This window comes from Nitrosophilus labii, from assembly GCF_014466985.1.
Lineage (GTDB): Bacteria > Campylobacterota > Campylobacteria > Campylobacterales > Nitratiruptoraceae > Nitrosophilus_A > Nitrosophilus_A labii.
Genome location: NZ_AP022826.1, coordinates 1,114,311 through 1,138,788 on the forward strand (window position 1 = coordinate 1,114,311; position 24,478 = coordinate 1,138,788).

The following is a 24,478-nucleotide window of genomic DNA, read 5'->3' on the forward strand; positions in this document are numbered from 1 at the left end:
CTTTTATGTTACACCTCTAACGGGTTTTTTTCAAAAATCAGATAATCTATACTTTTGTCGTGAGTAAAAGTTTTAAGTTCGCTCTTTTCGTCACTCTTCATAAAAGTTTTAAAAGCTGCTGCCATATACTTCCCGACACTGTCCGAAAGCCTTTTATATTCTTTAATATTAAAATTGAGATATGTTGTCATAAAAACTTTTTGTGCTTCTTTATCATCTATGCTCATATTTAAAGCAACTTCCACAAACTCTTTGCCGTTTTTTCCTACAAGCTTTCTTACGCTAACGATCTTACCTATAGCCCAAGTATAAATTTTCGCAGCCATTACTTATTTTTCATCCCGCTAATTGTGTGGATATATCTATAATCTATATCTATCTTTTTCTCTTTTGGTAAATAATCTGAAAGCCTGCTTAAAACATCATCTAGATCACTAAAAAGATAATTTGCCAGACTTCCAGGAATAGGGTTTATCTCATTTAGATAAATATCTCCATTTTTAACAAAAAAATCGCATCTTATTAAAGCACCGCAAAAGAGCGGATCGTAAACCTTTTTAAAGGCCTCTTTTATTCTGTTTTCTAGATCATCTTGTATTTGAGCCGGCTTTATCTGTTCGCCTCTTGAAAAATCGAGATATTTTTTCTCAAAATCCAAAAAATCCATCTTTTTAGGCTCTTCAATGATGGAAAAAATAAACTCTCCTGCTTTACATCCGGCAAGATTGTACTCTTTTATACCATCAATAAAAGGCTCAACTATAACCTCATCATCAAACTCAAAAGCCACATCCAAAGCATAGCTCAACTCATTATCCTCTCTTACCACGCTAACCCCGATAGAGCTTCCAAGTCTCAAAGGCTTGATAATAACTGGATATTCAAATCTTAAAGGCTTTATCTCATCTTTTTTTATTATCTGATAATCCAAAACATTTAACCCCAGCTCTTTTGCAAACATTTTAGTAAAATGTTTATTAAAACTAATAGCGCAAGCTTCTATTCTAGAACCTATATAAGAGATTTGATAAAAATCTAAAAGAGCCGCGACTTTACCGTCTTCTCCGTCTCTTCCGTGAATAAGGTTAATAACCGCATCGAAATTTATTTTCTTTTCGCCCAACAATCCTTTTTGATAAAAACCGCCTTTTTTCAAAATCAGTTGAGTTGAGTTTTTATACTCTTTAGAGCTGAAATATTTCGATTTCATATTTTTTTTATCTATCAGATAAAAATCTCTGTTTTCATCCAAAAAAATAAAAACGGTATCGCTTTTTAGTCTCTCTTTCAAAACTATGGCGCTTACTATACTTATTTCATGCTCGAAGCTGCTACCGCCGAACAAAATAGCGTATCTCATCAAACCCCTTTAAATTTTTTGAATTTTTTTCAACGCCTCTTTAACCAAAGATGGCGTATCGCAAGCTGTGCACTCTTGCAAAACTTTTTGAATTTGATCTTTTTTGAAGCCCAAAGATTCCAAAGCCATAATAGCTTCTTGATGAGCGGATGTCAACTGAGGAGTTGAGCCATCTAAACTAAACTCTCCAAGCTCAATCAAAATCCTTGATGCGCTTTTAGGACCGATTCCAGGAACTTTTTTCAACAAACTTACATTCTTTTCCTCAACTATCTTTACAAATATATCGGGCTTAAAGGTTGAACAAATAGCCATAGCAACTTTCGGCCCCACACCGTTTATTTTTATGAGTCTTTCAAACATCATCTTTTCGTTGATATCCAAAAAACCGTAAAGAGTTTCGCTATCTTCCCTAATTATATGAGAAATATGAAGTTTTATATCTTGCTTTTCTATCTCGCTACTACAGTTTACGGAAACGAAAACCTCGTAAATAACGCCATTTACATTTAAATGTACCGAAGTTGGTTCTTTCTTTTCTACTTTTCCTATAAGACCGACAATCAAATCCAGCTCCAATTTTTTTTCGTATTGTAGTAAAAATTCTTTAGATTAAGTTAAAAATACAAATCAAATTATTATAACTATTTGTTAGTATTAAGTACAAATTTGATATATTTTCATTAAAAAGAGCGACAAAATGCTAAAAAAGATTTTTACCAACAGTTTCGGAATACTTATATCTAGAATACTAGGTTTTATAAGAGATCTTTTGACCGCTTCAATACTTGGAGCAAACATTTATTCTGATATATTTTTCGTAGCTTTTAAATTCCCTAATCTTTTTAGGAGAATTTTTGCCGAAGGTGCGTTTATTCAAAGTTTTCTTCCCTCATATATAGCTTCAAAACATAAAAATAGATTTGCAGCTGCCGTTTTTATCAGATTTTTTACAATAATTTTCATCTTTTCCATTTTAGTTACACTTTTTTCTCCCCTTTTTACAAAATTGATAGCTTTCGGATTTGATGAAGAACTTATAAATATGGCTTCTTTATATGTGGCTATTAACTTTTACTACTTGGATTTTATCTTTATAGTTACTTTTTTAGCCGCTCTTTTACAATACAAAGAACATTTTGCGACTACCGCTTTTTCAACCGCACTGCTTAATCTATCTTTGATATCGGCGCTTATAATTTTTCAAAAAAGCGAAAAGGAAAATATCGTTTTTGCTATGAGTATAGCCGTTTTAATAGGCGGTGCTTTACAGGTTTTAATACATCTTTATATCTCTAAAAAACTAAATATACTAAAAAGATTGATACTCTCATTAAAAGGATTAAACAAAAAAAAAGAGAGTGTTAAAGAAGATCTTAAAAAATTTTACAAAAATTTCGTCCCTGCTATATTTGGCAACTCAACAGCTCAAATCTCTGCCTTTTTAGATACTTGGCTTGCCTCTTTTTTAGTAAGCGGATCGATCAGTTATCTCTATTATGCAAACAGAATCTTGCAACTTCCTTTAGCTCTTTTTGCCATAGCTACAGCAACCGCACTTTTTCCAACGGTTTCTAAAAAATTGAAAGATAAAAAAGATAAAGAAGCAAAAGAGATACTAAAGAAAAGTTTCTGGCTACTCGTTTTTTTACTCTCACTATCTACGGTAGGAGCTATAGTTCTAAGCGATGAAATAATCTGGCTTCTATTTGAAAGAGGTTCTTTTACGGGTGAAGATACTAAAAATACCGCATTCGTTTTAGCAATGTATATGATTGGTCTTCTTCCATACGGTCTAAATAAACTTTTTTCACTATGGCTTTATGCAAATCATAAGCAGATAATAGCTGCAAAAATCGCTACATACTCATTGATCTGTAATATTGTTTTGTCGGTTATTCTGATATTTTATCTGCAAGCTGCCGGTTTAGCTCTATCTACTAGTATAGCGGGTTTTGTCTTACTCTTTTTAACCATAAAGGAGTTTGGTTTTAAAGAGTTTTTATCTTTTTTAGAAAGAAAAAAAATTCTATTTTTGCTTTTTTTGATCTTTTTAGAGCTTTTTATTTTACATACTTTTAAAAATTTTTTGTTTTTAAATCAATAATAAAATAGAAAATTTTATATTTTTAAGAAATTTTTATCTTCTTAAGATAAAATTATATTACTATGTAATTAGTAAATGCAATTGTGACATTAATATTACAAATATGTCCTTAACGTCCCTTAATTGCTATATAGTTTGATTTTATATGATATACTAAAATTAATATTCAATAAGGTTTGAATGTAATGTTTAAAAAAAATATTATAAAAAAAAGTATAATTTGGATACTTTTTTGTTTAATAAATACAAACCTAATAGCCGCAAATAATGATAGCAGAATAAAAGATGAACTAAACTCTCCGCAAACTGAAACTCCACTAAAACAGGCTTTAGGAGAAAAAAAATATAAACAAGAAATAAACTCCGGTAAGTATTACTTTGTTGGAAATACAAAATGCAGACTTTGTCATAGAGAATTTTTTATAGGAAGAAAAAAGGATAAACACGATTTTGCTTTTAAAAGATTGGTAGAAACCGGACATGAAACCAATCCAAAATGCCTTGTTTGTCACACAACAGGTTTTGGCGTACCAACCGGATTTAAATCAATAGAAGAAACCCCTAGATTAGCAAATGTCCAATGTGAAGGGTGTCATGGACCAGGAAGTCTTCATATAAAAATCGCTAGAAAAACGAAAAAAGGCGGAGGTTTTTTAGCAAGTCCCGATGATCCAAAAGTTTTAAAAAAGATGTGTAACGCTTGCCATAACTCTAGATGGAACAGGTCGTACCATGAAAAAGATTTAGATAAAGTCTATAAACTATATAAAAGTCCAGATCCTAGAAAAAGAAAAAATAGAGTGACTAACGAAAATGAAAAAAAATAAAGTATTAATAAAAAATAATATTGTAGGATTACTTATACTTTTAGTTTTATCTCTTTCGGCAATCTCCTTTTATAATTATAATATTCAAAAAAATCTTTTACTACAGCAGATGCAAAGCGACTCTAAAGATATCGTAAACTCAATAATATCTGCTATTCAAAGATTTCAAGAAATCAAATCTACGATGAATCTGCAAAAACTAGTCAGCGATATGTCCTTGGGTTTAGATATTTTTGAGTTTAGATTTTTAGCACCCGACGGCACTATAAAAAACTCTATGTTTAAAGATGAAATCGGAAAAGTTTACAACTCTTCAAGTTTTAGAAAAACGATGCAAGGAGATATGAAGATAGGCAAATTCTTCTTCGAAACAAGAGATTACGTAAAAGTTATGGCAATATACTATCCAATTTCAATGAATAACGATCTAATAGGAATAATAGATTTAGCGGTTGAAGTTCCACAATACACCTTCTTTGAGAAAAAAATATCAGATTTAATCTTATCAAATAGAAAAATCGATCTACTAAACCTCCTTAAAGCGATAGAGGGTTCCATAAAAAACAGTATGACAATTTTTCACAAAACAGATATTGAAGATTTTCTAATAAATTATATAAAAAATGCAAAAAATATTCTTCAAATTACTATAGTCGATTATAAAGGAAATGTAATAGTTAGCAGTAATAAAAAAATGATCGGTAAAAAAATTAACGAAGAAAAATTAAAAGATAAAGAGCTTATAGAGTTTAACGGAAAACCCGTATATCGTATGATAGTAAAAGATTCCATCTTTGGACAACACACACATAAAAAGCTTCTGCTTCTTATAGACGCAGCTCCTTATAAAGAGAATAAGAAAAGACTTTTAAATACGGCTCTTAGCACTAGTTTAATAGCTCTTTTAATAGCGCTTTTCATAGCTAGAGCAATCTACACGGCCGCTATAAAACAGTCTCAAGAAGAAAAAGAGAGATTGGAAAAACTTGTAAAAGAGAGAACCAAAGAGATAGAGTTGTTGAGTAAAACAGACTCATTAACCGGATTGTGGAACAGAAGATATTTAGAAGAGATGTTAGAGCTAGAGTTTAGAAGAGCAAAAAGATATAAACATCCTGTTTCTATATTAATAGTAGATTTAGATCATTTTAAAAAAATCAACGATACTTACGGGCATTTAGCAGGAGATGAAGTTTTAAAAGAGAGCGCAAAAAGAATACTATCTACCATAAGAGAAACAGATTTTGTAGGAAGATACGGCGGTGAAGAGATAGTTGTGATTTTACCTGAGACAAAACTAGACAAAGCTATAAAAATAGCTGAAAAGATAAAAAAAGCTATCTCAAAAGAACCGATAAAATTTAACTCTAAAGAGATTAAAGTTACCGCAAGTATAGGAATAAGTCAGATTTGTCCTAAACATAAAGACTATTTTGAAGCGTTTTCCGAAGCAGACGAGGCTCTTTATAGGGCTAAGAAAAACGGCAGAAACAGGATAGAGATCTACTCTTCCCAGCCACCTTACACATTTTCGATATAATTTCATCTAAGTTTAGACTACCCCAAAGGTTTTTCTATGAAAATTTTTGATAGCTCTTTAAAGAAAGAGGTGGAACTAAAACCTATAAAAAATAGTGAGATAAGAATTTACGTCTGCGGACCAACTGTTTACGACGATGCACACTTGGGACACGCTAGAAGTTCTATAGTTTTTGATATTTTGAGAAGATTTTTGATTCAAAAAGGCTATAAAGTCACTTTTATGAAAAATTTTACTGATATTGACGATAAAATCATAAAAAAAATAAAGAAAAGCGGTAAGTCTTTAGAAGAGATCACTTCATACTACATAAAAAGATATCTAGAAGATATGGAGGCTTTAAATGTTTTAAGAGCCGATATAGAGCCAAAAGCAACCAAGAGTCTAGATGCAATGTTCGATATGATAGATAGACTTTTAAAAAAAGATTGTGCTTATATAACTAGGAGCAAAGATATCTACTTTGATACTTCAAAAGATAACCAATACTGCTCTTTAAGCCACAAATGCGATGAAGAGACCCTTAGCAGAATCGAACCAAATCCTCAAAAAAGAAATGTGTCCGATTTTGCCTTATGGAAAGCTTGCAAGGAAGAAAATGATATCTGTTTTGACTCTCCTTATGGAAAAGGGCGACCAGGCTGGCATATTGAGTGTTCCGCTATGATATATAAAAATCTTGCTTACAAAGATGAAGAATATCAGATAGACATACATGGAGGAGGAGCGGATCTACTCTTTCCTCACCATGAAAACGAAGCGGCTCAGACTAGATGTGCTTACGGTCAAAAACTTGCCAAATACTGGATGCATAACGGTTTTGTAACCATAAGCGGCGAAAAGATGAGCAAAAGCCTAGGAAACAGTTTTTTTGTAAAAGATGCACTAAAGGCGTATGACGGAGAGATTTTGAGGTTCTATCTGCTATCAACTCACTATAGAAGTAGCCTCAATTTCAACGAAGAGGACTTACTCAATTCAAAAAAGAGACTAGATAAAATTTACAGGCTTAAAAAAAGAGTTTACGGCGTAAAAGCTTCAAAAAAGGATGAGGATTTTAAAAAGAGATTTTTTGCCGCGCTTAGCGAAGATCTAAATATCTCTAAAGCATTAGCCGAGATAGACCAGTTTTTGGCTACATCCAACGAATACCTTGACAAAAATCCAAAGGACAAGGCATTTAAACAAAAAGTTTCCGCTACTATCGAACTTATCTCAAAAGTTTTGGGTGTTGGAGGGAAAGACGCTTACGAATATTTTCAAATAGGCGTAGACCAACAAACAAAAGATAAGATAGAAAGACTCATAAAGATAAGAAGCGAAGCCAAAAAGACAAGAGATTTCCAAAAGGCGGATTCCATAAGAGAAGAACTTAAAGAGATGGGTATAAATATAATGGATACGCCAGAGGGAACTTTATGGGAGAAAGAGTAAATTGAAGATAGTTTTAAAAAGACTCCTGCCCTATTTAAAAGATTACAAATATCAGCTTTTCATTGCCATTATAGGAATGATAGCTACGGCTATAGGCACCAGCGCTTCGGCGTATCTGGTAAAGCCCGTTTTGGATGAGATTTTTATCAACAAAGACAAAGAGATGCTTAAAATCTTGCCCTTTCTTGTAATATTGATGTATCTATTAAAGGGCGGGGGAAGATTTATACAGACCTACTACACGGAGTATATAGGCCAAGATATCATAAGAAGACTTAGAGACAAAATGCTCGATTCTTTACTTTTGATGGATATGGGATATTTTGTCAAACAAAGAAGCGGAGAACTAATAAGTAGAATAACCAACGACATAAACAGAATCAGAAACGTCGTAGCCAATATGGTTCCGGAACTCTTAAGAGAGTCTCTCACCATCATAGCTTTAACGGCCGTCGTTATCTATCAAAGCCCAAAACTTGCTTTATATTTTTTAGTTATTATGCCTTTAGCTATCTATCCTCTATCGCTTTTGGCAAAAAGGATGAAAAAGATCTCAAAAAAATCCCAAGAGAAGATTTCAGACATCACCTCTCATTTAACCGAGATTTTCAACAATATCGAAATTATCAAATCTAACGTTAGCGAAAAAAAAGAGCTTGAAAGATTTAAAGAGCATAATAGTCACTTTTTCAATATCACTATGAAAAGCGTAAAAACAAGCGAACTTGTAAGCCCTCTTATGGAAGTTTTGGGAGCCATTGTGGTTGCCTTAGTTATTATTGTCGGCGGTAACGAGGTTATAGAAGGAAAAATGAGTGTCGGCTCATTTTTCTCTTTTATGACTGCCCTTTTTATGCTCTATACCCCTATAAAAAAGGTTTCTACCATTTACAACAAACTTCAAGACGCTATTGCGGCTAGTGAGAGAATTTTTGAGATAATCGACTTAAAACCGACTATCAAAGTTAACAAAAACAAGTTTAAAGAACAGATAAAAGATATAAAATTTGAAAATGTCTCTTTGTATTACGATGATAAAAGGGCTCTTGATAATGTAAGCTTTACCGCTAAAAAGAGAGAAGTAATTGCTCTTGTGGGTGATAGCGGCGGCGGGAAGAGTTCTATCGTTAATCTTTTGGTAAGATTTTACGATCCAAGCAGAGGAAGAGTACTTTTTAACGACAAAGATATCAAAGATTTTGATGTCAAAAGTATAAGAAAAAAGATAGCTCTCGTAACACAACGAATCTATATCTTTAGAGACACTATAGCCCAAAATGTTGCTTATGGAGAAGATTTTGAGAAAGAGAGGGTTATAGAAGCTTTAAAGTTGGCAAACGCTTATGAGTTCGTCGAACAGATGGAAAAGGGTATTTATACTGAACTTGACGAATTTGGTGCGAACTTAAGCGGAGGACAAAGACAAAGAATAGCCCTAGCCCGCGCAATTTACAAAAATCCTGAAGTATTAATACTTGATGAAGCCACCAGTGCTCTTGATACCAAAAGCGAACAAAAGATTCAAGAAGCACTGAAAAATATCACAAAAAACAAAATCACATTTATAGTAGCCCATAGACTTAGCACCATTCAAAACGCAGATAAAATCTTAGTTATGTCAAAAGGTAAAAAAATATGCGAAGGAAAACATAATGAACTTATAAAAAGCTGCGAAGAGTATCAAAAACTACATAATATTTTTCAAAATTGAGTATAATTCAAAGATAACAAAAAAGAGGCAAAAATGTTTGACTATTACGATTTAAGAAAATTTATATTTATGTTTGATCCGGAAACGGCTCACGATATCGTAGAGAAGTTCTTAAAAAGCGCCGACTATTTCCCTACTCTTTTCAATCCTTTCATAGAAAAAAATTTCATAGACGACAAAAGGCTAAACCAAAAAATTTTTGGAAAAACGTTTTTAAACCCCGTAGGGCTTGGAGCGGGTTTTGATAAAAACGCAACTATGGTTAGAGCGATGCTCGCTTTTGGTTTTGGATTTACTGAGATCGGAACGGTTACACCAAAACCTCAAAGCGGCAATCCAAAACCAAGACTATTTAGATACCCCCAATATGAATCGATTCAAAACGCTATGGGTTTTAACAACGACGGAATGTATGAAGTGGCAAAAAGGGTAAGAAAACTCTACCCTTTTGCTATACCAATAGGCGTTAATATAGGAAAAAACAAAACCACTCCCCAAAGCGAAGCTTTGAAGGACTATGAAAAACTTATAAATCAGTTTAAAGAGCTTTGTGATTATATGGTGATAAATATCTCCTCTCCAAATACACCGGGTCTTAGAGACCTTCAAAACGAAAAATTCATAAAAGAGCTATTTTTAATGGCAAAAGATATAACCGATAAACCTATTTTATTAAAAATAGCACCAGATATGGAGATTCAACAAGCTATCGACCTTACATCTATGGCCGTTGAAAATGGTGCAGACGGTATAATAGCTACAAACACGACTATCGACTATACTCTTATAAAAAATGCGAAAGATTTTGGCGGAATAAGCGGAAAAGTTTTAAAGAAAAAGAGTTTTGAGATATTCAAAGCAATATCTAAAGAGCTTTTCGGTAAAACTCTACTTATAAGCGTAGGTGGGGTGGATTCTGCCAAAGAGGCCTACAAAAGACTAAAAGCGGGAGCATCTTTGGTTCAGGTTTACACAGCACTCATTTTCAAAGGACCCTCTTTGATAAAAAATATAAACGAAGGTATTTTGAGGCTTATGGAGAGTAACGGATATAAAAATATAGAAGAAGTTATCGGAGCAGATCTAAAATGAAAAAAAGATTTTTTGCAACAATTTCGTTGCTTATAACAATATTTACGGGAGGATTGATGGGCAGCAGTTTACCAAAATATTACGAAAAAACACTAAAAAACGGACTCAAAGTAGTAGCGATACCAATGAAAAACAACTCAAACGTTATAACTACCAACATCTTTTATAAAGTTGGAAGCAGAAACGAAGTTTTAGGTAAAACCGGTATCGCTCATATGCTTGAACATCTCAATTTCAAATCTACAAAAAATCTTAAAGCCGGAGAGTTTGACCAGATAGTCAAGAGTTTCGGCGGAGTAGATAACGCGTCCACTGGATTTGATTATACCCACTACTTCATAAAATCAAGCGCTCAAAATCTTGATAAATCCCTTGAACTATTTGCCGAACTTATGGAGAACTTGACGCTTAAAGATGAAGAGTTTCAACCGGAGCGCCAAGTAGTAGCCGAAGAGAGACGATGGAGAACGGACAACAATCCAGTGGGATATCTCTATTTTAGGCTATTTAATAACACTTATATCTATCATCCATACCACTGGACTCCCATAGGTTTTATGAATGATATTTTAAATTGGACTATAGAAGATATAAAAGAGTTTCACAAAATCTACTATCAGCCCAAAAACGCAATCATCGTAGTTGCGGGTGATGTGGATAAAGATGAAGTTTTTAAAAAAGCCCAAAAATATTTTGAACATATTAAAAACTGCTGCGATATACCAAAAGTACACCAAATTGAACCGAAACAAGATGGAGAAAAAAGAGTAATCGTCTATAAACCCAGTGAAGTAGAGATGATAGCCATAGCGTACCATATACCAAACTTTGCACATCAAGATCAATTTGCCCTATCGGCCATCGCATCTTTGTTAAGTGACGGGAAAAGCAGCAGACTATACAAAAAACTTGTTGATGAGAAGAAGATGATAAATCAGCTTTACGCTTACAATATGGATCTAAAAGATCCTGGTGTCTTCTTGTTTATGGCTGTTTGTAACCCTGGAATCAAAGCTGAAGAGGTAGAGAGTGAGATTTTAGAAGAGATAGAAAAAATAAAAAGAGGCGAAATAGATAAAGAGGAGCTTGAAAAGATCAAGATAAACACAAAAGCAGACTTTATCTTCTCTTTGGAAAACTCAAGTAACGTAGCTGATATCTTCGGAAGCTATTTTGCAAGAGGAGATATTGAGCCGTTATTACATTATGAGGAAAATATTGATAAACTAACGCCTAAAATTTTACAAGAGGTTGCAAAAAAACACTTTTATAAAGAAAACTCTACAACAGTGATTTTGAGAAAGGAAAAGAGATGAGAAAGCTTAAAGGTGCAATGACGGCGCTAATAACGCCATTTAAAAACGGCAAAATAGACGAAGCTAAATATGCTGAACTTATACAAAGACAGATAAACAATATGATTGATGTTGTTGTCCCTGTAGGAACTACGGGAGAAAGCGCAACATTAACTCACGATGAGCATAAAAGATGTATAGAAATAGCCGTAGAGGTATGTAAAGGTACGGATACTAAAGTTATGGCGGGAGCTGGCAGTAACTCTACTGCCGAAGCTATGGATCTTGCAAGCTTTGCTCAAAAAGCGGGAGCCGATGCAATTCTTAGCGTATCGCCATATTACAACAAGCCTACTCAAGAAGGAATCTATAAACACTATAAAGCTATAGCCGAATCTGTAGACATCCCCGTACTTTTATATAACGTTCCTGGAAGAACCTCCGTAGATATCGCTCCAGAAACGGTATTTAGGCTATTTGACGAAATAGAAAATATCTACGGAATAAAAGAGGCGACGGGCTCGATTGAGAGATGTGTAGAACTTTTGGCAAAAAGACCAGAACTTTACGTTATAAGCGGGGATGATGCTATAAACTACCCCATAATAGCAAATGGTGGAATGGGATGTATATCCGTTACGGCAAACATCTTGCCAGATAAGATCTCCACTCTTATTCATGCAGGAATAGCCGGGCAGTTCGATACCGCAAAAATGATAAACGATGAGCTTTTCAATATCAATAAAGTTTTATTTTGTGAAAGCAACCCTATACCTATAAAAGCCGCAATGTATATCGCCGGACTTTTAGAAACGTTGGAGTATAGACTGCCTCTTGTTCCCCCAAGCAGTGAAAATATGAAAAAGATCGAAGAAGTTTTGAAAAAATATGAAATAGTGAGGTAAAAATGAAAGGAAAAACTTTAGTCATAAGCGGCGGCACCAGAGGCATAGGTAAAGCTATAGTAGAAAGATTTGCAAAAGAAGGTGTAAATATAGCTTTTACTTACAACTCCAACGAAGAGTTGGCAAGCGGTATAGCAAAAGATATACAAGAAAGATACCACATCAAAGCAAAAGCCTACAAACTAAACATTTTAGAGCCTGATGAGTATAAAGCAGTTTTTAAAAAAATTGACGAAGATTTTGAGAGAGTCGATTTTTTTATCTCTAACGCCATAATTTCGGGAAGACCGGTTGTTGGCGGTTTTGCGCCCTTTATGAGATTAAAACCGAAAGGTTTAAACAATATCTATACGGCAACCGTTTTAGCTTTTGTAGTAGGAGCGCAAGAGGCGGCAAAAAGAATGCAAAAAATAGGTGGAGGCGTAATTATATCTATGAGCTCTACCGGAAATATCGTCTACACTCCAAACTACGCGGGACATGGAAGTAGTAAAGCAGCCGTAGAGACTATGGTCAAATATGCGGCAGCCGAACTTGGAGAGTACAACATCAGAGTCAATGCCGTAAGCGGCGGCCCCATAGATACCGATGCTTTGAAAGCTTTTCCAAATTATGAAGAGGTAAAAGCCGAAACTATAAAAAGAGCCTCCATTAAAAGATTGGGAAAACCTGAAGATTTAGCCGGAGCTTGCTATTTTCTCTGCAGCGATGAAGCGGGCTGGATAACTGGACAGACCATTATAGTCGATGGGGGAAGTAGTTTTAAGTAGTAATTGGGAATTGGGAATTGGTAATTTGGAATTAGAAAAATTATTTTTAATATTTTTTATACCCTAATTCCAAATTCCTAATTCCTAATTCCAAAATAATTTTATAAAGGATTCTTTTGCTAAACATTCCAAACATTTTAGCTTTTATTAGACTATTAATAGCGCCGATAATGTTTATGTTTTTAGTAAACAGAGAACTATTTCCCAATATCCATCCAACTTGGCTAGATTTTTTTGCGGCGTTTTTGTTTGTATTAGCTTCCATCACCGACTTTTTTGACGGATTTATAGCAAGAAACTTTGACCAAATAACCCAATTAGGAAAGATACTAGATCCATTGGCTGACAAAATGTTGACTCTTGCCGGCTTTTTAGGGCTTATGATGTTAGGAAGAGCCGATCCTTGGGCTATATATCTGATCTTGACAAGAGAGTTTTTCATAACTGGACTAAGAGTTGCCGCCGTTAGTGAAGGCAAAGAGGTTGCAGCCTCATTTTTGGGGAAAATAAAGACTATTATCCAAATGATAGCTATAGGATTTTTGATAATGAACTGGCCTTTTGGCACATTGATTCTTTGGATCGCAGTAGGAGTAACACTCTATTCTGGATATGAGTATATAAAAGAGTATTTGAAGTGATTGGGAATTGGGAACTGGGTATTAGGAATTGACATATAAGAAAAAAATATATTTATACTAATTCCAAATTCCAAATTACTATATTTAAGGAGTTTTTTTGGGTATTTTAGTAAGTTTATTTGTTTTATCGTTTCTAATCTTTTTCCACGAACTTGGACACTTTTTAGCGGCAAGATTTTTCGGCGTTAAAGTTGAAAGATTTAGTATAGGCTTTGGGCCTATCTTGGCAAAAAAAGATTATGCCGGTACGGAGTGGGCTATAAGCGCCATACCGCTTGGCGGATATGTTAAAATGAAGGGTCAAGACGATCTCGATCCAACAAAAAGAGATCCCGACCCGGACAGCTATAACTCTAAAAAACCTTGGCAGCGTATAGTCATACTGTTTGCCGGTCCTTTTGCAAACTTTTTTTTAGCCTTTTTGTTATATTTTGCAATAGCTATAATGGGAAGCAACACTTTAGCTCCCGTTATTGGAGAAGTTGTAAAAGACTCTCCCGCATACGAAGCTGGACTAAAACAAAAAGACAAGATTGTCGAAATAAACGGTAAAAAAGTAAAAACGTGGGAAGATCTAAGTAAAATCATATCTACTAGCAACGGCGATCTAGTTTTAAAAGTTGAAAGAGAGAAAAAAATCCTCACTTTAAAGGTAACACCTAGGTTTTTGGAAACAAAAAATATTTTTGGAGAAAAAGTTAAAAAAAAGATGATAGGAATTGCCCCAGCTGCTGAGTTTATAAACATAAGCTATACACCTTTAGAAGCATTAAAAGTAGCTTACGATAAAACCATTGCGGCAAGTAAAATGATAATAGTTGGAATAGAGAAGATGATAGAGGGAGTTGTTCCTTTAAAAGAGGTTGGAGGCGTTATCTCTATAATGGATATTACTGCGAAAGCCTCTCAGATGGGAATTATCGCTCTTTTTTCTTTAACTGCGTTAATATCGGTAAACTTGGGAGTTTTGAACCTGCTGCCGATCCCAGCTCTAGATGGTGGACACATAGTTTTTAATATTTACGAATGGATAACAAGAAAAGTTCCTAGTGAAGAGATTATATACAGACTCACTCTACTTGGCTGGGCTGTACTTATAATGTTAATGGGACTTGGAATCTATAACGATATCAACAGACTAATGGGAGCTTCAAATGGATAAACTAAAACTTAGAGAAAATTTTGACGAAATAGTTCAAAGAGTGGAGAGAGCTAGACTAAGAGTTAGCGAATATCATATCGTAAAGATTGTAGCAATAAGCAAATATGTTTCAAGCGATGAAGTTAGAGAACTCTACGACCTTGGTCAAAGAGCCTTTGGAGAAAATAGAGTACAAGAACTAAAACAAAAATGTGAAGAACTTGAAGATCTTCCTATAGAATGGCACTTTGTTGGAAGACTTCAGAAAAACAAGATAAATCATCTAATAGAACTAGACCCATTTTTGATGCACTCACTTGACTCTTTGGAACTTGCTTTAGAACTAGACAAAAGATTGGAAGCAAAAGGCAAAAAAATGGATTCTCTTTTGCAGATAAACAGCGCCAAAGAGGATACTAAAGCCGGCGTTATGCCTGAAGTTGCCGTTGAAGAGTATCTAAAAATTATCGAAAACACAAAACATATAAATCTAAAAGGTGTGATGACAATAGGCGCTCACACGAAAGATGAAAGCGAAATTAAAAAGAGTTTTGAAACCACATACAAAATATATGAGGCTCTACAGCCTCATGGAGCCAAAATCTGCTCAATGGGAATGAGCAACGACTTTGAACTAGCTATTGAATGCGGCTCAAATATGGTAAGAATAGGCAGCCTGTTTTTCAAATAAAATTGAAATAAGGGAAAACTTTTGAGTTCAAAGTTTTTTACAAATGTTGCTAGTAATAGTTTAGAAAATAGATTAAAAGATATTTTACAAAAACATAAAAATATCAAATATTTAGAATTTTTAATCGGATATTTTAGAATCAGTGGATTTAAAAAAATTGCAAATCTTTTGGATGGTATAAAAAGAGCAAGAATTTTAGTAGGAATAGATGTTGATAAATTTATCTTAGAAGCAAAAGAGCGTGGAGAAAAGATCGATGTTTTCAATCCTTTAAAAATAGCAGATAACTTTAGAGATGAGCAGTTAAAAAAGCTTGAAAATGAAGATTATTTAAAAGAGATTGATGAGAGCATTGAGATTTTAGCTAATCTCTTAGCTACAAAAAAGATTGAGATAAAAATTCATCCAAATAAAAATATCCACTCCAAAATCTACATCTTAAGAGAAAAAGAGATAACAAGGCATGATGGAACTATCGAATATATTGGCTCTGTTATTACGGGCTCTTCAAATTTGACCGAGAGTGGTCTTAGTAGAAATTTTGAGTTCAATGTAGAACTAAAAGATAGCGACGATATAGAGTTTGCTTTAAATGAGTTTGAGAGACTTTGGAGTGAAGCGGTAGAACTTACTTCAAAGGATATAAAAACAATCAAAGAAAACTCTTATTTAAAAGAAGTTACTCCATATGAACTATACATAAAATTCTTAATGGAGTATTTTGAAGATAGAGTTGATTTAGATATCAATTCTCACACTTTACCAAAAGGTTTTATTAGATTAGCTTATCAGATAGATGCTGTAAATGAAGGAGTTAGCAAGTTAAAAAAGCATAACGGTTTTTTTCTATCTGATGTAGTTGGACTTGGAAAAACAGTAACTACTGCTATAATAACAAAAAGACTGTTAATGGAGGGATTAAAAGGTGAAATTCTTATCATAACCCCACCTTCAATAAAAAAAGAGTGGGAAGAGACTTTTAATAAGTTTGATATAGGCACTTTTAAAAACTACCATATTACAACTTTGGGAAAACTACAAAGTATTGAGCCTCAAAATTTTGAGCTTATAATCATAGATGAATCACATAAATTTAGAAACTTTTCCACTTCAAGATATGCTGAGCTTGAGAGAATTACAAAAGAGTCTTCAAAATACAAAAAAAAGATTATCTTAATCTCCGCTACTCCTTTTAACAACCGCCCAGCAGACATTGCAAACCAGTTATATCTGTTTCAGGATAAAAGAGCCTCAACTATTCCAACTTTTTTTAATCTTGAAAATTTCTTCGCCCAAGTTGCAAAAGAGTATAAAGAGATCATAAAAAGCAGTCCAATTGATAAAGAAAAACTAAAACTTCTATCAAAAAAAATTAGAGAAAATATCTTAAGAGAGGTAATGGTTAGAAGAACAAGAAGCGATATACTAAACAATCCTATGTATAAAAAAGATTTACAAAAACAAGGTCTATCAATACCAGAAGTAGAACCAGTCAAAGAGATTAAATACCAAATGGATGAAAAATTAACTAAAATATTTTATAAAACTGTAGATTTAATTACCGATAAGCTCTCATATGAAAGATACAAAATACTTTATTATCTAAAGCCAAATGCCAGGAAAAAATTTGGAAAAATTAGCCAAAATATTTTCGAAAAAGGTTCAATAGAACTTGCGAAATTAATGAAAAATCTTTTGATAAAAAGATTTGAAAGCTCTTTTCATGCTTTTAAAATATCCTTAAAAAGGCAACTTTCGCATTTAGAAAAACTTATAGAGATGTTCGAAGAAAATAAAATCTATATTGGAGTTAGTAAAAATATTTTTGATATTTTAGAAGATGAAGAGAGTGAAGAAAAGCTTGAAAAGCTACTTTTTGAGGGAAAATTAAAAGAGTTTAAAAAAGAAGATTTCGCAAATGGATATTTGGAAAAATTATACAAAGATTTAGAGATTTTAAAAGAGTTAAATAGTATCTGGGAAAATGTAGAAAATGATCCAAAACTAAAGATTTTCAAACAAGAACTACAAAAACAAAAAGGAAAAAAAGTAGTAGTATTTACAGAATCAAAAGACACTGCCATTTATCTAAAAAATAATCTAAAAGATTTTAAGGTATTGGTAGTTCACGGAGAAAACAGAGAAAAACTAAAAGAGACTGTTAGAGAAAATTTTGATGCAAACTACAAAACAAAAAAGGATGATTTTAATATCATCATAACTACAGATACCTTAAGCGAGGGGGTAAACCTACACAGAAGCAACACTATCTACAATTATGACATCCCTTGGAACTCAACGCGCCTTATGCAGCGTATCGGAAGGATTAACCGTATAGGCTCAACTTTTGAAAAAATTTATATATACAATTTTATCCCATCAAGCGAAAGCGACTCTTTGATAGAGCTATCTAAAAAAGCCCTTATAAAACTTCAAACTTTTCATAGCACACTTGGCGAAGACAATCCTATCTTTTCAAAGGATGAAGAAGTAGGAAGTGTCGAGCTGTTTGAAAAAATAGATGATGATATAGATGAAGAGCTTAAATTTTTGGAAGAGTTAAGAGAGTTTAAAGAAGCTTATCCCAAAAAATTCAACTACATAAAAAATTTGCCTAAAAAAATCAGAGTTCAACGAAAGAACGACCTAAAAGAAGTTAGTTTCGTTTTTGTAAAAACAAAAGAGGCAAAAGGCTTTTTTAAAGTCAAAAACGGTGTTTTGCCTATAAATTTTATAGAAATGGCAAAAAATCTAAAAGCTAATATCAACGAAAAAGGAGTATTACCTATAAAAGAGTTTCACTATGACCAAGTAAAAAAAGCTCTAAACTTTTTTGAAAACGAACTAAAAAAAGATTTGCGCTCAATTACCCAAATCAAGATTGCAAACAGAAACGACAAAGAAGCCATCAAAATCTTAAAAAGCTATAGGAATAAACATATTATAGATACTAATAGCTATAAAATCCTCTCAAATGCAATAGAACAAGGAATTATCCAAAATCTATCAAAACAGATAAAAGAAATTTCAAAAAAAGAGAATATCCCTTTAGAGATTGAAAAACTTATAGATAAATATAATCTAACTTTAAAAGACAACAAAAAAAAGGTAGATCTTAATATTGAAATTGTATTAAGCGAAACTTTTGTGTAAAATATTGTAAAAACTTTATACAAAAGGCTTTAAAATGATTGTGACACTAAAAATAGACGATAGTATAAAAGATAAATTTTTATGGCTATTAAAACATTTTTCAAAAAAAGAGATTATAGTTTTAGAAAAATATGAAATGAGCGATGATGAGTATATCAAAAGTATTCCTGAACTTGAAGAAAGTATTATAAAAGAATCAAAAAAACCTGACAATGAGTTTGTAACACTTGATAAACTTGAGTGGTAAAAATGTACAAATTGCTTTTTTCTCCTCAAGCTCAAAAAGATGCAAAAAAATTATCAAAAAGCAATCTTAAAGAAAAAGCATTAAATATTTTAAAAATTATTGAAAAAAAACCCTATCAATACCCTCCCCCATATGAACATCTAACGGGAAAGCTAAAAGGAAAAATCTCAAGACGAATAAATAAGCAGCATAGAATAGTTTATGAAGTTTTTGAAGATAAAAAAGTTATAAAAGTCTATAGAATGTGGACACATTATGAGTAAGGTAACTAATGGATATAAAAGAGTTTTTAACTTCAAAATATGAACCTAAAAAATTTGAAAAATTCTTGATAGATACATTTTACGGTTTAACTATAGCAGGTAATGATTATGAAGATACAGAGCTAAATGAATCGGAAAAAAGAAATATCCAAAAATATAGATATTTAGGCTCTATAGAGCTTGATGATGGCAAAGAGATTGGATTTTTTGAATTTGTCTCAAAAGATACAAACATAGAAAACAAAAGAGTAGGATTTAATGCTATTTTAAAAAAGTTGGCAGGTATTTATCTTTTAGATGGAGCGATAGCCTCTTTTTACCATCCAGATAGTCATGCTTTTAGATTATCTTTGATCACATTTGAATATGAGCTAGATGGTAAAACAAATGTTAGTAGTTTAAAAAGATACACTTATGTTTTAGGTAGTGGTATTCCAATAAAAACTGCTCAAATTCAACTTAAAAATCTAAACAACTCTTCACTTGAAGCTATAAAAGAGTGTTTTAGTGTAGAGCCGGTTAGTAAAGAGTTTTTTAATGAGTATAAAAGATTATTTGAAGAGGTTAATGAGTATTTAAAGAAAAATAATTTTGCAAATTTTAAGTTTGATGAGAAAAATATAAGATCTTTTAGTAAAAATCTGCTTGGTAGGATTATATTTTTATACTTTTTGCAAAAAAAATGTTGGCTTGGAGTAAGAAGGGAATGGGGCGATGGAAGTAGAGATTTTTTAAGAGAGCTTTTTTATAAAAATCAGAATAAAAATTTTTATGAAGATTTGCTAAAACCACTCTTTTTTGAAGCACTAAATACGAAAAGAGAGGATGATTATTTTAAGCTAATTAATGCAAAACTGCCATTTTTAAATGGTGGACTCTTTGAAAAAAAAGAGTTTGATAATGAGTTTTTATATATTGATAATGAAATTTTTGAAGATATACTTGAGACCTTTTCAAGGTTTAATTTTACAATTATTGAAGATACACTTGATGATGTTGAAGTGGCAATCGATCCTGAAATGTTAGGGCGAGTATTTGAAAATCTTTTAGAAGAAAATTATCGAAAAGGAAAAGGAGCTTTTTATACTCCAAGAGAGATAGTTTATTATATGTGTAAAAGTTCAATCTTAGAGTATCTATCTAACTTTTTTGAAAAAGATAAACTAAAAGAACTTGTTTTTTATAAAAAAACAGATGATAAATATTTTTTGCAAAATGGTAAATTAATAGTAGAAAAACTAAAAAATATTAAAATCTTAGATCCTGCTATCGGAAGTGGTGCATTTCCGATGGGAATGTTATTAGAAATTGTTGAGATTATTCACAACTTAAATAAAACTTTAAATGAAGAAGAGATTGCAAAACTAAAAAGAGCTATCATTGAAAATTCTATTTATGGAGTAGATATAGATAAGAGTGCAGTTGATATTGCAAAGCTTAGATTTTGGATAAGTTTGGTTGTAGATGAGACTAAGCCTCTTCCACTTCCAAATCTTGATTTTAAGATTATGCAAGGAAATAGTCTAATTGAGACTATTGATGGATTTGATGTAGTTCCTGCTGATATCTATGAAAAAAAAGAGCAAAAACAAAAAAATCTCTTTGAATTAGAGGATTTAACTCTTTTTGATAAATCTCTTTTTGAAGATTTAAAAGAAAATATTCATAAATTTTTCAATGAAACAAATCCGAAAAATAAACAAAAACAAAAAGAAAAAATAAAAAAAGATATTAAAAAGCTTATTTTAACTTATATAGATGAAAAAGAAAAAGAACTTGGATATAGGGAAAAAGATTTAACTCTTGGAGCAAATTCAACAAATAAGAAAAAAATAATAAATCAAATAGATGAACTATATGACAAAATTGCAAAGGCAAAAAAGGTTATAAACGATTTATTAAACAATAACTTCCAAACAGATGAATTATTTTTATATAAGTTATTCTTTGGAGAGGTAATTAAAGAAGGTGGATTTGATATAGTTATAGGAAATCCGCCGTACATTAAAGAATACACTAATAAAAGTGCATTTGATAATTTATATAATTTAGAGTGTTATCAGGGTAAAATGGATATTTGGTATTTATTTGGATGTAAGGGGCTTGATTTATTAAAAGAAAATGGAGTTTTATCTTTTATTGCCACAAATAATTGGATTACTAATAGTGGGGCTAAAAAGTTTAGAGAAAAGATTTTAACAAATAGTCAAATAGTTGAATTTATAGATTTTAAAGATTACAAAGTTTTTGACACTGCTGGAATACAGACTATGATATTTATATTAAAAAAAGCAAATCCACAAAAACCATATGAAGCAAAAATTAAAAATTTAATTGATTATAGAATGGAGAAAAAAGAACTTAAAGAATTTTTAGAAAATACTAAATTTGGAGAGAGTTTTAATTCTATAATTTTACTTGATAATCCAAAAGAGCCGATTCATTTTATCAAAAAAGAGATATTTAAAATTATTGAAAAGATAAAACAGAAACAAAATTTTTATATAAAAGAAGATGAGATAGCACAAGGTATAGTCATTCCACAAGATTATTTAAATAAAAAGAATGCACAAATTTTAAATTTGAAGATTGGACAAGGTATTTTCGTTTTAACCAAAGAAGAATTAGAGAATTTGAATTTAACTAAAAAAGAATTAGAGCTAATTAAACCATATTACACTAGTGATGAAGTAAGAAAATTTTATACGAAAAAAGATAATGCTAAATATATAATCTATACAACATCAAAATTTAAAAATCAAAAAGAGATAGAGCCTTATCCAAATATAAAAAAACATCTTGATAGATTTAAAGAAGTGATAACCTCAGATAATAAACCTTATGGACTTCATAGGGCAAGAGATGAAAAGTTTTTTAAGGGAGAAAAAATAACTGTTCAAAGAAAATGTCCTAAAGAACCTATTTTTAGTTATAGTAACTTTGATACATATTTATCAGCGATGTATTATATTATAAAAACAAATAGAATAAATCTGAAATATCTTTTAGCCTTATGTAATTCAAAACTTTTTGCTTTTTGGCTAAAGTTTAAAGGAAAAATGCAAGGAGATAATTATCAAATAGATAAGGAACCATTATTAAATTTACCTATATACAAAATTGAAGATACCAAGCCTTTTGAAATTTTAGTAGATTATATAATTTTTTTAAAAAGTTTAGATAAGGATATAGATAAATATGTATCAAATAAACATATTATAAAAGAATTTGAAGAAGTCCTTGATGCAATGATATTTGAGCTCTATTTTGAAGAAGAGTTTAAAGCTAAAAATATAGAGTTTATAAAATTTGTAAAAAGAGATTTTAAGGATTTAAAAGATTCTAATACTATTTTAGAAAGTTATAATATCTTAACCGAATCAAAAAATGAAATTAGAAATAATCTACTTTTACTTGATATTGAATTTAATGATATATTGTTGATTAAAAGGAATTTGTAGTGAAAAGAATTAATAGTATTAAATTAAAAAATTTTAAGTTTTTTTATGATGAAGAGACTTTAAAATTTAATAAAAAAAATATTTTAGTTTATGGAGAAAATGGAAGTGGGAAAAGTTCGCTTTATTGGGCTTTATATACATTTTTACAAAGTAGTTTTAAAGATGATGAGGGAGTAAAAAAATATTTTGATAAAGAAAATAGTCAAAATTTAATCAATAAATTTGTAGATGATTTGCAAAAAGATGATGCTTTTATAGAACTTGAATTAATAGATACCAATTTACAAAAAACTACAACTTACAAAATTTCAAAAAATATAATTAATACAAATAAAAAAGAAGATACCCAGATAAAAAAAGCAAATTTAACAAGTGATTTTATAAACTATAGATTGCTTTCAAAAATTTATGATTTTAAAAATTCACAAGATATTGATTTGTGGAGTTTTTTTGAAGATTATATTTTAGATTTTATTGTTTTTACTGAAAGTGAATATGAAAATTTAGCCAATTTTTGGGAGTATTTAAAAAAAGGATTAGAAAAAATAAATAATAGATACCCTACAATCACATCTTCTATTTATAAAGATTTTCAATCGCAAATTACAAAATTTAATGAGAAAATGGAAAATTTATTAAATGAAATTTCAAGAAATACCAATAAGCTTTTACAAAATGCTTTTAAAGAAAATATTGAAATAAAGTTTAGTTACAAAAAAGCAACATATAATGATTTTTTACCAAATAGTAAAAAAAGGAATCATAAAACATTACCACCAAAAATAAATATAGAAGTTACTTTTTTTGATGAAAAAATAGATAAACCACATACTTTTTTAAATGAAGCAAGACTTACTGCAATTGCATTATCTATTAGATTTGCAATTTTAAAAAATAGGCTTATAAGAGATGATGTTTTAAAAATTTTAGTTTTAGATGATCTACTTATTTCACTTGACATGTCAAAAAGATTTGAAGTGATTGATATATTATTAAATGATGAAGATTTGAAAGAGTATCAAAAAATAATTTTAACTCACGATAGAGGCTTTTTTAATCTAATGCTACAAAAAATCAATCAATTTGAATGGAAAATATTTGAATTTTATAATAAAAAAGAAAATGGTATTGAAAAGCAGTGTATAAAGGAGTATAAAGATAATCTAACTAAAGCAAGAGAGTTGTTTGAAAATCAAGATTTTGACACAAGTGCAAATTATTTAAGAAAAGAAGCAGAAAGCATTTTAAAAAAATTTTTAGACCCGAATTTAAAATATATTAATAGAGAGTTTCAAAATTTAGAGGAATTAATCAGACGGGTAAAAAATGAATTGGATAATGAGTTTATAAATAAGTTTAATAGAGTTTTTAAATTTACTAAAAAAGAAAATGAAGATTTAATTTTTATATATGAAAAGGAATTATTAGAAAAAATTGATACCGATTTTGAAAATGATAATAATTTAGATCCTAATCAAAAAGGAAAATTAAGAGGACTTAAGAAAAAGTTATTTGATTTTACAAAAGAATATTATGAGATTAAAAAGGTTGAACTTGAAATTTTTAATGAGTTAAAAAAAATAAAGGATAGAGTATTAAATCCTGCAAGTCACAATAGTGAAGCTCCACTTTTTAAAAAAGAAATTGAAGAAGCAATTGAGCTAATACATAGATTAAAAGAGTTTTTAAAAGATAAAAAAACTAAAAGAGAAATTAAACCTACGCAAGTTAATTGTAGTCAAAATAGAGAGGTAGAAAATAGTTTTCCTAATTGGACAAGTAATATTGTAATAGAACCAAAAGAAATTATTAAAAATATAAGAAATACAAATAGTTAAGA

General features: G+C 31.0%; 20 protein-coding genes. 17 read left to right on the forward strand and 3 right to left on the reverse strand.

Going from position 1 to position 24,478, the window contains the following annotated elements; genetic code table 11:
• Positions 1 to 8: 8 nt before the first annotated feature.
• The 3 genes from NIL_RS05650 to ruvA are packed head-to-tail and all read right to left on the reverse strand — an operon-like array spanning position 9 to position 1,927.
• Positions 9 to 326: a hypothetical protein gene (locus NIL_RS05650; protein WP_187646845.1), complete on the reverse strand. Its 318-nt coding sequence runs from the start codon at positions 324 to 326 to the stop codon at positions 9 to 11.
• Positions 326 to 1,360 carry a D-alanine--D-alanine ligase gene (locus tag NIL_RS05655; RefSeq protein ID WP_187646846.1) on the reverse strand — a complete coding sequence of 345 codons (1,035 nt, stop codon included), beginning with the start codon at positions 1,358 to 1,360 and terminating at the stop codon, positions 326 to 328. The genes NIL_RS05650 and NIL_RS05655 overlap by 1 nt, the downstream gene beginning before the upstream one ends.
• A 9-nt stretch (positions 1,361 to 1,369) precedes the next feature.
• The gene (ruvA, locus tag NIL_RS05660) at positions 1,370 to 1,927 is read right to left on the reverse strand and encodes a Holliday junction branch migration protein RuvA (protein WP_187648601.1); all 558 of its coding nucleotides are present in this window, start codon (positions 1,925 to 1,927) and stop codon (positions 1,370 to 1,372) included.
• Between the two features lie 133 nt (positions 1,928 to 2,060).
• Here ruvA and murJ point away from each other — a divergent pair, with 133 nt between their 5' ends.
• The 17 genes from murJ (at position 2,061) to NIL_RS05745 (ending at position 24,476) form a co-directional block, all read left to right on the forward strand.
• Positions 2,061 to 3,467, forward strand: a complete 1,407-nt coding sequence (murJ, locus tag NIL_RS05665) for a murein biosynthesis integral membrane protein MurJ (protein ID WP_187646847.1) — start codon at positions 2,061 to 2,063, stop codon at positions 3,465 to 3,467.
• A gap of 185 nt (positions 3,468 to 3,652) precedes the next feature.
• Positions 3,653 to 4,294, forward strand: a complete 642-nt coding sequence (locus tag NIL_RS05670) for a cytochrome c family protein (RefSeq protein WP_187646848.1) — start codon at positions 3,653 to 3,655, stop codon at positions 4,292 to 4,294.
• Entirely contained in the window at positions 4,281 to 5,834 is a 1,554-nt protein-coding gene (locus NIL_RS05675) for a GGDEF domain-containing protein (RefSeq protein ID WP_187646849.1), read from the forward strand. Before NIL_RS05670 ends, NIL_RS05675 begins: the two co-directional genes overlap by 14 nt.
• Before the next feature lie 36 nt (positions 5,835 to 5,870).
• Positions 5,871 to 7,268 carry a cysteine--tRNA ligase gene (gene cysS, locus NIL_RS05680; protein ID WP_187646850.1) on the forward strand — a complete coding sequence of 466 codons (1,398 nt, stop codon included), beginning with the start codon at positions 5,871 to 5,873 and terminating at the stop codon, positions 7,266 to 7,268.
• 1 nt (position 7,269) lies between these two features.
• Positions 7,270 to 8,979 carry an ABC transporter ATP-binding protein gene (locus NIL_RS05685; protein WP_187646851.1) on the forward strand — a complete coding sequence of 570 codons (1,710 nt, stop codon included), beginning with the start codon at positions 7,270 to 7,272 and terminating at the stop codon, positions 8,977 to 8,979.
• Positions 8,980 to 9,012: 33 nt separating this feature from the next.
• Entirely contained in the window at positions 9,013 to 10,071 is a 1,059-nt protein-coding gene (locus NIL_RS05690; protein ID WP_187646852.1) for a quinone-dependent dihydroorotate dehydrogenase, read from the forward strand.
• Between the two features lie 56 nt (positions 10,072 to 10,127).
• A complete protein-coding gene (locus NIL_RS05695; protein WP_187648602.1) occupies positions 10,128 to 11,387 on the forward strand; it encodes a M16 family metallopeptidase in 1,260 nt (419 codons plus the stop codon).
• A complete protein-coding gene (gene dapA / locus NIL_RS05700) occupies positions 11,384 to 12,271 on the forward strand; it encodes a 4-hydroxy-tetrahydrodipicolinate synthase (RefSeq protein WP_187646853.1) in 888 nt (295 codons plus the stop codon). The genes NIL_RS05695 and dapA overlap by 4 nt, the downstream gene beginning before the upstream one ends.
• 2 nt (positions 12,272 to 12,273) lie before the next feature.
• On the forward strand, positions 12,274 to 13,041 hold the full coding sequence (locus NIL_RS05705; protein ID WP_187646854.1) for an enoyl-ACP reductase: 768 nt from the start codon (positions 12,274 to 12,276) through the stop codon (positions 13,039 to 13,041).
• Between the two features lie 116 nt (positions 13,042 to 13,157).
• On the forward strand, positions 13,158 to 13,682 hold the full coding sequence (pgsA, locus tag NIL_RS05710) for a CDP-diacylglycerol--glycerol-3-phosphate 3-phosphatidyltransferase (RefSeq protein WP_187646855.1): 525 nt from the start codon (positions 13,158 to 13,160) through the stop codon (positions 13,680 to 13,682).
• Positions 13,683 to 13,779: 97 nt separating this feature from the next.
• Positions 13,780 to 14,844 carry an RIP metalloprotease RseP gene (gene rseP, locus NIL_RS05715; protein WP_187646856.1) on the forward strand — a complete coding sequence of 355 codons (1,065 nt, stop codon included), beginning with the start codon at positions 13,780 to 13,782 and terminating at the stop codon, positions 14,842 to 14,844.
• Entirely contained in the window at positions 14,837 to 15,514 is a 678-nt protein-coding gene (locus tag NIL_RS05720) for a YggS family pyridoxal phosphate-dependent enzyme (protein ID WP_187646857.1), read from the forward strand. The genes rseP and NIL_RS05720 overlap by 8 nt, the downstream gene beginning before the upstream one ends.
• Positions 15,515 to 15,535: 21 nt before the next feature.
• The gene (locus NIL_RS05725) at positions 15,536 to 18,667 is read left to right on the forward strand and encodes a helicase-related protein (RefSeq protein ID WP_187646858.1); all 3,132 of its coding nucleotides are present in this window, start codon (positions 15,536 to 15,538) and stop codon (positions 18,665 to 18,667) included.
• A 34-nt stretch (positions 18,668 to 18,701) separates the two neighbouring features.
• A complete protein-coding gene (locus tag NIL_RS05730; protein WP_187646859.1) occupies positions 18,702 to 18,914 on the forward strand; it encodes a hypothetical protein in 213 nt (70 codons plus the stop codon).
• Between the two features lie 2 nt (positions 18,915 to 18,916).
• Positions 18,917 to 19,177 carry a Txe/YoeB family addiction module toxin gene (locus NIL_RS05735; RefSeq protein WP_187646860.1) on the forward strand — a complete coding sequence of 87 codons (261 nt, stop codon included), beginning with the start codon at positions 18,917 to 18,919 and terminating at the stop codon, positions 19,175 to 19,177.
• Between the two features lie 8 nt (positions 19,178 to 19,185).
• Entirely contained in the window at positions 19,186 to 22,638 is a 3,453-nt protein-coding gene (locus tag NIL_RS05740; protein WP_187646861.1) for an Eco57I restriction-modification methylase domain-containing protein, read from the forward strand.
• Positions 22,638 to 24,476 (forward strand): AAA family ATPase, encoded by a 1,839-nt coding sequence (locus tag NIL_RS05745; RefSeq protein ID WP_187646862.1) that lies wholly within the window; start codon positions 22,638 to 22,640, stop codon positions 24,474 to 24,476. The genes NIL_RS05740 and NIL_RS05745 overlap by 1 nt, the downstream gene beginning before the upstream one ends.
• Positions 24,477 to 24,478: the final 2 nt, after the last annotated feature.

Bases quoted from the DNA above. Each gene is read 5' to 3' on its own strand.
- NIL_RS05670 (WP_187646848.1), top strand. From the start codon at position 3,653: ATGTTTAAAAAAAATATTATAAAAAAAAGTATAATTTGGATACTTTTT.
- NIL_RS05675 (WP_187646849.1), top strand. From the start codon at position 4,281: ATGAAAAAAAATAAAGTATTAATAAAAAATAATATTGTAGGATTACTT.
- NIL_RS05695 (WP_187648602.1), top strand. From the start codon at position 10,128: ATGGGCAGCAGTTTACCAAAATATTACGAAAAAACACTAAAAAACGGA.
- NIL_RS05690 (WP_187646852.1), top strand. From the start codon at position 9,013: ATGTTTGACTATTACGATTTAAGAAAATTTATATTTATGTTTGATCCG.
- NIL_RS05655 (WP_187646846.1), bottom strand. From the start codon at position 1,360: ATGAGATACGCTATTTTGTTCGGCGGTAGCAGCTTCGAGCATGAAATA.
- NIL_RS05650 (WP_187646845.1), bottom strand. From the start codon at position 326: ATGGCTGCGAAAATTTATACTTGGGCTATAGGTAAGATCGTTAGCGTA.
- NIL_RS05740 (WP_187646861.1), top strand. From the start codon at position 19,186: ATGGATATAAAAGAGTTTTTAACTTCAAAATATGAACCTAAAAAATTT.
- murJ (WP_187646847.1), top strand. From the start codon at position 2,061: ATGCTAAAAAAGATTTTTACCAACAGTTTCGGAATACTTATATCTAGA.
- NIL_RS05705 (WP_187646854.1), top strand. From the start codon at position 12,274: ATGAAAGGAAAAACTTTAGTCATAAGCGGCGGCACCAGAGGCATAGGT.
- cysS (WP_187646850.1), top strand. From the start codon at position 5,871: ATGAAAATTTTTGATAGCTCTTTAAAGAAAGAGGTGGAACTAAAACCT.
- NIL_RS05720 (WP_187646857.1), top strand. From the start codon at position 14,837: ATGGATAAACTAAAACTTAGAGAAAATTTTGACGAAATAGTTCAAAGA.
- NIL_RS05730 (WP_187646859.1), top strand. From the start codon at position 18,702: ATGATTGTGACACTAAAAATAGACGATAGTATAAAAGATAAATTTTTA.
- dapA (WP_187646853.1), top strand. From the start codon at position 11,384: ATGAGAAAGCTTAAAGGTGCAATGACGGCGCTAATAACGCCATTTAAA.
- NIL_RS05735 (WP_187646860.1), top strand. From the start codon at position 18,917: ATGTACAAATTGCTTTTTTCTCCTCAAGCTCAAAAAGATGCAAAAAAA.